This is a genomic window from Gemmobacter sp., assembly GCF_016792925.1.
Taxonomy (GTDB): domain Bacteria; phylum Pseudomonadota; class Alphaproteobacteria; order Rhodobacterales; family Rhodobacteraceae; genus Gemmobacter.
In genome coordinates this window covers 1-11,700 of sequence record NZ_JAEULU010000249.1, presented here as the reverse complement: position 1 = coordinate 11,700, position 11,700 = coordinate 1, and the positions used below count along the sequence as shown (strand labels likewise).

The 11,700-nt window shown below is 66.2% G+C and carries 10 protein-coding genes; 1 reads left to right on the top strand and 9 read right to left on the bottom strand.

Annotation, left to right across the window (positions count from 1 at the left end; translation table 11 throughout):
• Positions 1-6: 6 nt before the first annotated feature.
• The 3 genes from JNN06_RS11875 to ileS form a co-directional block, all read right to left on the bottom strand.
• Positions 7-1,044 carry a site-specific integrase gene (locus tag JNN06_RS11875; RefSeq protein ID WP_291239805.1) on the bottom strand — a complete coding sequence of 346 codons (1,038 nt, stop codon included), beginning with the start codon at positions 1,042-1,044 and terminating at the stop codon, positions 7-9.
• A 6-nt stretch (positions 1,045-1,050) separates the two neighbouring features.
• Positions 1,051-1,179 carry a hypothetical protein gene (locus JNN06_RS11870; RefSeq protein ID WP_291239804.1) on the bottom strand — a complete coding sequence of 43 codons (129 nt, stop codon included), beginning with the start codon at positions 1,177-1,179 and terminating at the stop codon, positions 1,051-1,053.
• A gap of 367 nt (positions 1,180-1,546) precedes the next feature.
• Complete coding sequence (gene ileS, locus JNN06_RS11865) at positions 1,547-4,504, bottom strand: isoleucine--tRNA ligase (RefSeq protein WP_291239803.1); 2,958 nt, start codon at positions 4,502-4,504, stop codon at positions 1,547-1,549.
• Positions 4,505-4,733: 229 nt separating this feature from the next.
• Between ileS and JNN06_RS11860 the strand changes: the two genes are divergently transcribed.
• Positions 4,734-5,900 carry an NAD(P)/FAD-dependent oxidoreductase gene (locus JNN06_RS11860; RefSeq protein ID WP_291239802.1) on the top strand — a complete coding sequence of 389 codons (1,167 nt, stop codon included), beginning with the start codon at positions 4,734-4,736 and terminating at the stop codon, positions 5,898-5,900.
• A 4-nt stretch (positions 5,901-5,904) separates the two neighbouring features.
• On the opposite strand, the gene JNN06_RS11855 is transcribed toward JNN06_RS11860, so the two are convergent.
• The 6 genes from JNN06_RS11855 to JNN06_RS11830 all read right to left on the bottom strand — a co-directional run bounded on the left by JNN06_RS11855 (position 5,905) and on the right by JNN06_RS11830 (position 11,584).
• Positions 5,905-6,708, bottom strand: coding sequence for a GH25 family lysozyme (locus JNN06_RS11855; RefSeq protein ID WP_291239801.1), 804 nt, complete (start codon positions 6,706-6,708; stop codon positions 5,905-5,907).
• Positions 6,709-6,803: 95 nt separating this feature from the next.
• The gene (locus tag JNN06_RS11850; protein WP_291239800.1) at positions 6,804-7,886 is read right to left on the bottom strand and encodes an FAD-binding oxidoreductase; all 1,083 of its coding nucleotides are present in this window, start codon (positions 7,884-7,886) and stop codon (positions 6,804-6,806) included.
• Positions 7,887-8,031: 145 nt separating this feature from the next.
• Positions 8,032-9,117, bottom strand: a complete 1,086-nt coding sequence (locus JNN06_RS11845; RefSeq protein ID WP_291239799.1) for a BMP family ABC transporter substrate-binding protein — start codon at positions 9,115-9,117, stop codon at positions 8,032-8,034.
• A gap of 108 nt (positions 9,118-9,225) precedes the next feature.
• Positions 9,226-10,152, bottom strand: coding sequence for an ABC transporter permease (locus tag JNN06_RS11840; RefSeq protein WP_291239798.1), 927 nt, complete (start codon positions 10,150-10,152; stop codon positions 9,226-9,228).
• Positions 10,153-10,202: 50 nt separating this feature from the next.
• Positions 10,203-10,505, bottom strand: coding sequence for a hypothetical protein (locus JNN06_RS11835; RefSeq protein ID WP_291239797.1), 303 nt, complete (start codon positions 10,503-10,505; stop codon positions 10,203-10,205).
• Entirely contained in the window at positions 10,502-11,584 is a 1,083-nt protein-coding gene (locus JNN06_RS11830; protein WP_291239796.1) for an ABC transporter permease, read from the bottom strand. The genes JNN06_RS11835 and JNN06_RS11830 overlap by 4 nt, the downstream gene beginning before the upstream one ends.
• Positions 11,585-11,700 lie beyond the last annotated feature (116 nt).

Sequence of the window (11,700 nt, the reverse complement as noted above, 5' to 3'; positions counted from 1 at the left end):
AATCCTTCACGCCCATAGCGCCCCCCAAGTCTCCAGCGCCGCCCGCTTTTCGTCCAGGTAGGAGTAGCGGTTATATGTCCCCGCCACCCCCTCAATCGCGTGGCCCAGCACCCTTTCGATGTGTTCCTGCGGGATGCCGAGGCGCGCCATATGGGTGGCGGCAGATCGGCGCAGGTCGTGCAGGGTCCAGCCTTCGACCTTCGACAGCTTGTCGATCCGGGCCTTTGCCTTCGAGAAGCCGGAGACGGGCACCTTGCCTGCCGTGGTCGAGAGGAGGAAGTCGCCGCTGGTCTGCGGCAGGGCCTCGACAATCGCGTTCGCAGGGGCAGACAGCGGCACCACCTGCGGGCGGTCGGTCTTGTAGTGGCTGGCCGGGACCTCGAATGCCTGCTGGCCGGTCAGGAGCCAGCCGCGTTCAAGGTTCGCAACCTCAGCTCGGCGCTGCGCCGTCAGGATCAGCAGCCGCACCATCGGGCCGAAGGGGTAGCCTATCTTGCCCGCCGCATCCCAGATCGCCCGAAGCTCGTCCATCGTCAGCACCCGTTCGCGGGCGACATAGCCCAGTTCCGGGCGGCGCATCCCGGTGACAGGGCTGGCGGTCAGGAGGCCCCGGTCCACGGCCCAGTTGAAGAATTTGGTGATGTGCTTCCGAACCTCACGCGCCGCACCCGTCCCGTGTTCCATCGCAACCTCGTCCAGAAGCTCGTGCGCCGTCGCCCGGTCCAGCGTGTCGATGGGCTTCGACTTCCATTCCGGCACGACATAGGTGTTCAGCAGCCATTCGGTGTCGCGCCACTTCACCGTGTGGGCCTTGGCGTGAAGCTCGATGAACCGGGCGCAGATCACCTCGAACACCCGCTCGCCCTTCTGGCGAAGCTCGTCCTTGCGCTGGTCGGCGGGATCGTCGCCCCGGTCGGCAAGGTCGATGGCAGCCCGGGCCTTCTCGCGCGCGGCCTTCAGGTCGATCAGGGGATAGGCGCCCAGCGTCATCCGGCGCAGCGCGCCCCGGTTCCCCGCATCGCCCCGGCCCGCGACACGATACATCACCGACTAGCTTTTCTTCCCGGCCTCGGTGATGCGCAGCGCGAGGCCCGGGGTCAGAGTGTCGAAAACCTCGATCCGCTTGCCCGCCTCGGGTGCGAGCTTCTGGACGGCAACTTCCGTCAGCTTCTTCTTCATCGCAGGCTCCGGGGTAACGGCGGGGTAACGGAATGGCGGGCTATTCGGCTTAACCGGCCTACGCCACCGGAGACGAGTATAGCGTCCAAGTGCCTACAAATAAAGGGGTTTAGGCTATGCGCGGAGCCCACCGGATACCGGGAGAAACTGGCGGCCCGCTTCTTGGTAAGGGAGAGGTCGAGAGTTCAATCCTCTCTTGCAGCACCATTCATCCCCTTGTTTGTGATAGACGATCCGGCAGGTTGAACCTTGCGGTTTCGCGCCATGCGCGCAGGATTGCGGCCGTTTGCCAGCCCGGCACAAAGCCCGCGCGCAAAGCAAAGGGCCGGGAAATCCCGGCCCTTCTGGTCTCGCGTGGCTGGCGGCCTCAGCCCAGGGCCTCGTCGCAGCGGGCGCAGGTCTGGGCGTGGCTATGCGTGCCGACATCGGGCAGGATCTGCCAGCAGCGGGCGCATTTCTCGCCCTCCGCCATCTCGAACACCACGGCCACACCGGGCTGTTCCGGCAGGCGGAAGGCCTCGGCGGGGGCCGGGTCTGCCGTCACCTGAATGGCGCTGGTGATGCAGACCTGCGCGAAATCCACCGATTTCAGCGCGGCCCGCATCGCCGCATCTTCCACATGCACCACCGGCGCGGCCTCAAGGCTGGCGCCGATCACCTTGGCGCTGCGCTGCACCTCCAGCGCTGCCGTCACCACGCGCCGCGCCTGCCGCACCTGCGCCCATTTCGCGGCCAGCGGCTCATTCAGCCAATCCTTCGGCGTGTCAGGGAAATCGGTCAGATGGATCGACGAGCCCTCCGCGGGGAAACGCTCAAGCCAGACCTCCTCCATGGTGAACACCAGGATCGGCGCCAGCCAGGAGGTCAGCCGGTGGAACAGGATGTCCAGCACCGTGCGGGCGGCGCGGCGGCGCAGGCTTTCGGGCGCGTCGCAATACAACACATCCTTGCGGATGTCGAAATAGACCGAGGACAGATCGACCGTGCAGAAGGTGAACAGCTTCTGGAACACGCCCTGGAAATCATAGGCGGCATAGCCCTTGCGCACCTCGGTATCCAGCTCGGCCAGACGGTGCAGCACCCATTGCTCCAGCTCCGGCATCTCGGCCGGGGCCAGACGCTCAGCCTCGGTGAAGCCCGCCAGATTGCCCAGAATATAGCGCATCGAATTGCGCAGCCGGCGATAGCTGTCGGCCACGCCTTTCAGGATCTCCTTCCCGATGCGCAGATCGACCGTGTAATCCGAGGTCGCCACCCACAGCCGCAGAATATCGGCGCCGTATTCGTCGATCACCTGCTGCGGCGCGACCGTATTGCCCAGCGATTTGGACATTTTCATGCCCTTCTCGTCCAGCGTGAAGCCATGGGTCAGCACGCCGCGATAGGGCGCGCGGCCCTTGGTGCCGCAGGCTTGCAGCATCGAGGAATGGAACCAACCGCGATGCTGGTCGGTGCCTTCAAGGTAAAGGTCGGCCAAGCCATCCTCGGTGCCATCAGCCCGGTCGCGCAGCACGAAAGCATGGGTCGAGCCAGAGTCGAACCACACATCCAGCACGTCAAAGACCTGTTCATAATCCGCCGGATCGACGATGCCTTGCAGCACCTTTTCCTTGAAACCTTGCACATACCAGACATCGGCGCCCTCGGCCTCGAAGGCCGCCGCGATGCGGGCATTCACCTCTGCGTTGCGCAGCAGGAAATCGGCATCCGTGGGCCGCGCGCCCTTCTTGGTAAAGCAGGTCAGCGGCACGCCCCAGGCGCGCTGGCGCGACAGCACCCAATCGGGCCGCGCTTCGATCATCGAATGCAGGCGGTTGCGGCCCGAGACGGGCGTGAACTGCACCAGCTGGTTGATCGAATGCAGCGCACGTTGGCGGATCGTATCGCCATAGGTGCCCTGGCCGTCCTCGATCTTGGCATCAATCGCGGCAAACCATTGCGGCGTGTTGCGATAGATCACCGGCGCCTTGGAGCGCCACGAATGCGGGTAGGAATGTTTCAGCTTGCCCTTGGCAAACAGCGCCCCCGCCCCGTGCAACGCCTTGATATTGCTGACATTGGCCGGGCCCTCCTTGCCCTCGGGCGTGATGATGTGCTGGCCCGCGAACAGCGGCAGATCGGCACGATAGGAGCCGTCAGCCTCGACGTTATAGGTCATCTTGAGGTTCCACCTGAGCCCCAGCTGATAGTCGTCATCGCCGTGGCTTGGCGCGGTATGCACAAAGCCGGTGCCCGCGTCATCGGTCACATGATCGCCCGGCAGCATCGGCACGGGGTAATCCCACTCGCCTTTGCCGCCTTCGATGCCCGCATAGGGGTGGGCCAACACCACGCCGTCAAAGGCGCTGGTCGGCATATCCGCCACGCGGGTAAAGCCCGTCACCTTGGCCGAGGCCATCACGCCCTCGGCCAGCTTGTCGGCCAGCACCAGCACTTCGCCCACTTGCGCCGTGGCATTCTCGGCCACCGAATCCACGCGGTACGCGCCATAGGCAATGGCCGGGTTGAAAGCCACCGCGCGGTTCTGCGGGATGGTCCAGGGCGTCGTGGTCCAGATCACCACCGAGGCATTTGACAGATATTGTGCCGCGATAGCCGCAACTTTTGCATCATCTGAGACAAAGGTTTGCAAAGGGGCCACGCGAAAGCGCACCCAAACCATATGGCTGGTATGATCGTGATACTCGACCTCGGCTTCGGCCAGGGCGGTCTTTTCCACCGGCGACCACATCACGGGTTTCGAGCCCTGATAGAGCGTGCCGTTCATGAGGAATTTCATGAACTCCTCGGCGATCACCGCCTCGGCGTGGAAATCCATCGTCAGGTAAGGGTTGGCCCAATTGCCCGCGACACCGAGGCGCTTGAACTCCTCGCGCTGGATATCCACCCAGCCTTCGGCGAATTTGCGGCATTCCTGACGGAAGGCCACCACATCCACATCATCCTTGTTCAGGCCCTTGGCGCGGTATTGCTCTTCGATCTTCCATTCGATCGGCAGGCCGTGGCAATCCCAGCCCGGCACATAGCGCGCGTCATGGCCCAGCATCTGCTGGCTGCGCACGATGAAATCCTTGAGGATCTTGTTCAGCGCGTGGCCGATATGCAGATGGCCGTTGGCGTAAGGAGGGCCGTCATGCAGCGTGAAGGGCTTGCGGCCACCCTTGGTCTGGGCGGCCTTCTCGCGCAGCCGGTCATAAACCCCGATCTCGGCCCAGCGGGCCAGCCAGCCCGGCTCGCGCTGCGGCAGGCCCGCGCGCATTGGAAAGGCGGTTTCGGGCAGGAAAACAGGATATTTCGGATCGGTTTCAGGCGTGTCGGCGCACATCTCGGGCAGTCCTCGGAGAGATCGGAAAAAGGCGGCCCGCCACGGGGCCGCAAGCAGAATGCGTAACCCGGCGGCTTGTCAGCACGCCGGGACGGTAATTCGATGGATGAGCGCGATCAGGGTCATCATGCGGGCCTTATACGCAAGGGGCTGCGCCGGGTCCAGCCTTTCGGGCTTGGCAAAGCCGCGTGATTGCGATCCTTCTGGGGGCCGACAGCAGGAGGTCCGTATGAAGATTGCCGTGGTGGGCGCAGGGATGGGCGGGCTGGCCTTTGCCGCACTGGCCGCAAGGGCGGGGCGCGATGTGACGCTGGTCGAGCGGTTTCACGCCCCCGGCCCGGTCGGCTCGGGTCTGGTGATCCAGCCGGTTGGTCTGGCCGTGCTGGACCGCATCGGCGCAGGCGACAGCGCCCGCGCGCTTGGCGCGCCCATTGCCCGGATGCTGGGCCATGCCGGCGGGCGGCGGATCCCGGTGCTGGATGTCAGCTATCGCCCGCAGGCGCCGGGCCTCGCGCTGCACCGGGCCGCGCTGTTTTCCTGCCTCTGGCAGGCCGCGCTGGCGGCAGGCGTGCCGGTGGTTACCGATGCCACGGTGCAGGCCGCGCCACTGGAGGGGGCGCAGCGCCGCCTGATCCTGGCCGATGGCCGCCAGCTTGGCCCCTTCGATCTGGTGGTGGATGCCTCGGGCGCGGGTTCGGCCCTGTCGGCCCTCAAGGCCCGCCCGCTGTCTTATGGCGCCGTCTGGGCCAGCCTGCCCTGGCCCGAAGACAGCCCCCTGCCGACCGATCAGCTGCGCCAGCGCTATCGCGGGGCGGCGCAGATGATGGGCGTGCTGCCCATCGGGCAGATGCAGCCCGGCGGGCCAAGGCTGGCGGCGCTGTTCTGGTCATTGCCGGTGGCGCAGTTCGAGAGCTTCCGCGCCGCAGGCCTCGCCGCCTGGCAGGCGCAGGCCCGTGCGCTGTGGCCCGAGGCCGAGCCCTTCACCCGCGTCGTCACCGATCTGGGGCAATTCACCCCGGCGCGCTATGCTCATGGCACGCTGCGCCGCCCCCATGCCCCCGCGCTGGTGCAGATCGGCGATGCCGCCCACCGCGCCAGCCCGCAGCTTGGGCAGGGGGCGAATATGGCGCTGCTCGATGCCCTCGCGCTGGCGCTGGCGCTGGAGGGCGAAGACCCGCTGCCCACCTATGCCGCCATGCGCCGCTGGCATATCCGCGCCTATCAGGGCATGAGCGCGGCCTTCACGCCGATGTATCAATCCGGCAGCCGCAGCCTGCCGCCGCTGCGCGATCACCTGCTGGCGCCGCTGTCGCGCCTGCCGGGAATGCGCCGCCTGCTGACCGCGCTCGTCTCGGGCGACATGCTGCCGCCCCTGGCCGGAGAGCGCTTTCCCTGATGCCTCAGGGCTGGGCGCGCCGGGCCAGCCATTCGGCCCAGGCCGCCTCGCCGCCCGAGAAGACATTGATGTCCACCTCGCCCGCGATGCCGGGGATCAACCCGGTCGAGGTATATTGCCAAAAGGCCCAATGTTGCCCCGGATAACGCTCGCCCGGATGCGCGGCCACGGAACGCAGCCAGAAATCGGTGCCGCCCAGCTTCCACATCTGGTTGTCTTCGTAGAAATCCACCGTCGTATACAGCACCGGCGCCGTGCCATAATGCTCGGTGAACATGGCGATCAGCACCGCCGCATCGGCGCGGATCTCAGCGGCGGGGCGGCGGATGGTGCAGGTCGGGCTGTCGGGCGTCCATTCCATGTCGATCACCGGCGGCAGATCGCCCGAGCGGCGCGGCACATTCCGGAAGAACCAGCGCGCCTGTTCCTCGGGCGCGCGGCAATGGTAGAAGAAATGATAGGCGCCGCGCCGCACCCCCGCCGCCGCCGCACCGCGCCAATGGCTCTGGAACATCTCATCCACCCGGTCGCCGCCCTCGGTGGCCTTGATGAAGGCGAAATTCACCCCATTGGCCCGCGCCGCCCGCCAATCCACCGAGGTCTGGAAGCGCGCCACGTCAATGCCATGCACCGGATGGCGGCTGCGGGCCACCGCCGTTTCGGGATGCGGGTCGGCATCGTCGAAATTCGGCGCCACCACCGCGCCCGCCGCCACGGGTGCGGCCCCGCGATCGACAGACCTGCCGCCCCCTCCACAGGCCGTCAGCACGGCGACAGAGGCAAGCAGGGCAAAGGTGGAAAAGCGCATCGGAACCTCAGGGGAAACAATCTTCCGCCATCGTTGCCGAAGACCGCGCGAAATGTCACCCCGGAATCCGGTCGCCCCGGTGAAATCCGCCGGGGTCAGGCGCGGGCAAAGCGCCGGGGTGACAGCCGCGCCGCCAGCGCTGGCCCGAGGGCGGGCGCCCGCCCCGCCAGCAGATCGGCCAGCAACCCGGCGGCAGCGGGCGAGGTCTGAAAGCCATAGCCGCCCTGCCCCGCCAGCCAGAAGAAGGATGGCTGCGCCACATCCGGCCCGATCACCAGCACCCGGTCGGGCGCGAAGGTGCGCAGGCCCGCCCAATTGGCGATCAGCCGCGTCACCGGCTCGGTCACCATCTCCTCATAGCGCGCGAGGCCCTCGGCCAGCACCATGTCATCGGCCCAAGCGTCATGGGGGTCTTGCCTGTCCTCCTCGGCGGGCGAGACGATCAGGGCGCCGGCATCGGGCTTGGCATACCAGCTTTCGCCGCAGCCAAAGATCATCGGCCAGCCCGACACATCATGCCCGCCCGGCGCCGGAAGCCGCGCCATGGAGCGGCGATAGGGCGTGAGGCCCAGCGGCGCCACCCCGGCCAGCGCCGCCACCCGGTCGGCCCAGGCCCCCGCCGCATTCACCAGCAGCGGCGCGGCAAAGGTGCCTTGCGGCGTCTGCACCTGCCATTGCCCGGCCTCACGGGTGATGGCGCTGACCGGCGCGCGGCACAGAACCTCACCGCCCTGCGCCCGCAAGCGCTTGATATGGCTTTGAATAAGCAGATCGGTGTCAATATCCCAGGCGTGATCGGCCATGGCGGCAAAGGCCACCGTCGCGGGGTTGAGGATCGGCACCCGCGCCTGCGCCACCGCCAGCGAGACCTCTTGCAACTGAAACCCTGCCAGATCGGCCTCGAAGGCCGCGCGCTGATCGGCGCGGGCAAGGATCATCAGGCCGCGCGGTTTCAGCATGCCCGGCATGGCGCGGAACGCGGCCTCCGAGGCCAGCGACAGCTCCACCACCGGCGGCAACCCATAGCGCGGCTCATACAGCGCCGCCGAACGCCCCGAGGCATGATGCGCAGGCGCCGCCTCCGCCTCCAGCACCAGCACGCGCCCCAAGGCAGCCAGCTCTGCCGCGGCCGAAAGACCGGCGATCCCGGCCCCGATGATGATGAAATCCTGTGTCATGGCCGCAGGCTAGACCTGCGGAGGCGCCGCATCTTGCCCATTCGCGACAGCGCGACGACGGCCAGGGGCGATGTGGCCTCTGCCGTGCAAATGCAAAAGGCCCGCCAGAACGGCGGGCCTTCCCATTGCCTTGCGGCGGCAAAGATCACTTCGGAATTTCGCCGGTGATGCCCTCGACATAGAAGTTCATGCCCAGCAGGTCGCCATCCGGCGCGGTCGCGCCCTCGGCCAGCCAGTCGCTGCCATCCTGTTTCTTGATCGGGCCGGTGAAGGGGTGATAGGTGCCCGCCGCGATGGAATCGCGCAGCGCCTCGGCCTCGGCCTTCACATCCGCCGGAACCGCCTCGGTGATCTCGCCGATCTCCACTTCGCCATCCTTGATGCCCGCCCAGGTATCGGTCGAGGTCCAGCTGCCATCCAGCACCTGCCCCACGCGCGCCACATAGTAAGGCGCCCAATTGTCGATGATCGACGAGACGCGCGGGCTGGGCTTGTAATCCGCCATGTCCGAGGCCTGACCAAAGCCGATCACCTTGCCCTCGGTCTTGGCGGCCTCGGCCAGCGGGGCGGTGCTGTCGGTATGCGCCGCGATCACATCCACGCCCTGATCAATCAGCGCCTTGGCCGCATCGGCCTCTTTCGCCGGGTCGAACCAGGTGAAGGCCCAGACCACGCTCAGCTCCACATTCGGATTGGCCTTCTTGGCATGCAGGTAATAGCTGTTGATGCCCATGATGACCTCGGGGATCGGGAAAGACCCGATATAGCCGATCTTGTTCGTCTTGGTCATCTTGCCCGCGATATGGCCCTGGATCGCGCGGCCCTCATAGAAACGGGCGTTGTAGATCGCCACATTCGGCGACTCGCGCTTGAAGCCGGTCGCATGTTCAAACTTCACATTCGGGAACTTTTTCGCCACCGCATTGGTCGCGTCCATATAGCCGAACGAGGTGGTGAAGATGATGTCGCAGCCGCCCAGTGCCATCTGGGTCAGCACGCGCTCGGCATCGGCGCCTTCCGGCACGCTCTCCTGCCACTGCACCTCAACCTTGTCGCCATATTTCTCCTGCACTGCCAGCGCGCCCTGATGGTGCTGATAGCTCCAGCCCAGATCGCCGATCGGGCCGACATAGACAAAGCAGGCCTTGGTCTTGTCCTGCGCCATGGCCATGCCACCGGCCAGCATCGAAAGACCGATGGCCGCGCTGGCCAGAAGTGTTCTGCGGATCATGCGCATTCTCCCTGTAGGGGCCTCGCCCCGGTTATATGGCGCCAGATTGGTCTGCCGCCGTGACTTTGGCAACGCGTCACCGCGCTGCCTGCGAAGGCTGCCGCTACGTCACCTTGCGGCGTGAAAATTCTGCCCCAGACAGGCGGGCGCCGCAAAGCTGGCCCGGCCCTTGCCCGAGGACATGATGACCAGCACGACAATCGTGATCAGATAGGGCGACATCGACAGATACTCGACCGGAATGCCGACCTCGGCCACCTGCAAGTTCAGCTGCAACACCGAAATCCCGCCAAAGAGCCAGGCCCCCAGCAGCGCCCGCCAGGGCTGCCAGCTGGCGAAAACCACAATCGCCAGCGCGATCCAGCCCGCGCCCGCCGTGATGCCGTCCACCCATTGCGGCACCCGCACAAGGCTGAGATAGGCGCCGCCGAGCCCCGCCATCGCGCCGCCAAAGGCAATCGCCATCAGCCGGATGCGCAACACCTTGTAGCCAAGCGCATGGGCGGCCTCATGGCTTTCGCCCACCGCGCGCAGGATCAGCCCGCCGCGCGTGAACTTGAGGAAAGCCCAAACCGCCGCCACCAGCACGACCGACAGGTAAACCAGCAGGTCATGCGAGAAGAACACCTTGCCGAAAAAGGGAATATCCGCCAGCGGTCCGAAAGGCACGGCGCCGGTCAAGGGCGGCTTGATCCCCACATAATTCTGCCCGATCAGCGACGAAAGCCCCAGGCCAAACAGCGTCAGCGCCAGCCCCGAGGCCACCTGATTGGCCTGCATCACCAGCACCAGCACCGCGAACAGCAGGCTCAGCACCGCCCCGCCCGCCGCCCCGCCGAGGAACCCCGCCAGGGGGCTGCCGGTCTCCACCGCCGTGATGAAACCGCAGATCGCGCCGATGATCATCATCCCCTCGACCCCGAGGTTCAGCACGCCAGACCGCTCCACCACCAATTCGCCCACCGAAGCCAGCAGGATCGGCACCGAGGCCGTCAGCAGCGCCGCAATCAACAGGGCCGGATCAATGCCACCCATCACACCCGCACCTCCGCTTTGCCCATCGGCTTGCTCCCCTCCGCCATGTCTCAGCTCCCCGCGCCCATCCCAGATCCCGTCATCCAGCGCCCGATGGCCCCCGCCAGCAGCCCGCATACAGGCGCCCGGCGCAACCACCGCCCCTCACCGGGGCGCGCCAGCCAGCGCGCCAACGCCTGAAACGGCCGAAACACCAGTTCCGCCATCGGCCCGGCATCTCCGAGCATGGCCGCCATCACGATCAGAAGCAGACAGCCCGCCAGGATCGGCCCGACCAGCGGCACCAGATAGCCCAAGGCCACAGCAGCCAGCGCCAGCCCCAAGGCCAGCCCATTCGTCTGCGCCCGCGTCATTCCCGCACCCCCCTCATCCAGCGGATGCGGAAATTGGTCAGCACTTCGCAGGCCAGCAGGAAGAACAACAGCATCCCCTGAAAAGCCTTGATCGCCGCGGCAGGCATGCCCAAATTCTGCGCTGCCAGATCGCCGCCCACATAGGTCAGCGCCATGAGCAGCCCCGCCAGCAGAATGCCCAGCGGGTTCAACCGGCCCAGAAAGGCCACGATGATCGCGGTAAACCCATAACCCACATTGAAATCAATGCTGATCTGCCCGGCCGGGCCCGTCACCTCGAACAGCCCCGCCATGCCCGCCAGCGCGCCCGCCACGCCCATGCACAGCCAGACCAGCCGCTCCGGCGCCACTCCCGCAAAGCGCGCCGCGCGCGGCGCCTGCCCCGACAGCTTGATCTGAAAGCCCAGCATATGCCGCTGAAGCAGCACATAGGCCGCCACCACCGCAAACATCGCCGTCACGCCGCCCCAATGCAGGCCCAAAGCCTCCACCAGATTGGCATTCTGCGCCGCCGGATAGCCGCTGAAATTGCGGCTGCCCGGAAAGCCCATGCCCTCGGGGTTCTTCAAGAACCCGGTCGAGGCCATGGCCAGCACGGTTTCCGCCACATAAACCAGCATCAGCGACACCAGAATCTCATTGGTGTTGAACCGCGTCTTCAAGATCGCCGGAATCATCGCCCAGACCCAGCCGCCCAAAGCGCCCGCCACCACCATGACCGGAAAAATCCAGCGGCTTTCGGTCGGAAACACCGCCAACCCCACAGCCGCGCCGCAAATCGCGCCGATGATATACTGCCCCTCGGCGCCGATATTCCAGATGCCTGCCCGGAACCCGAGGCTCAACCCGATCGCAATCAGGATCAGCGGCCCCGCCTTCACCAGCAATTGCCCCCGGAAGTAAAAGGCAAATTCGCCAAACAGCGGCTCCCAGAAGATCGCGCGCAGCGCCTCGAACGGGTTCTTGCCAAGGGCGGCAAACATCAGCCCGCCCGCCACCATGGTCAGCGCCACCGCCATCAAGGGCGTCGCCCGGCTCCAGAATACCGACGGATTGGGCCGTTTCTCCAACCGGATCATATACCCGCCCCCATTTCATCTTGGCGCAAATATCCTCGGGGGGGAATTGCGCGCCCTTGCGCGCAAGGGGGGGCAGACAGCCCCCCGGCGCTGGCCACCAGAACCTTATTGGCCAT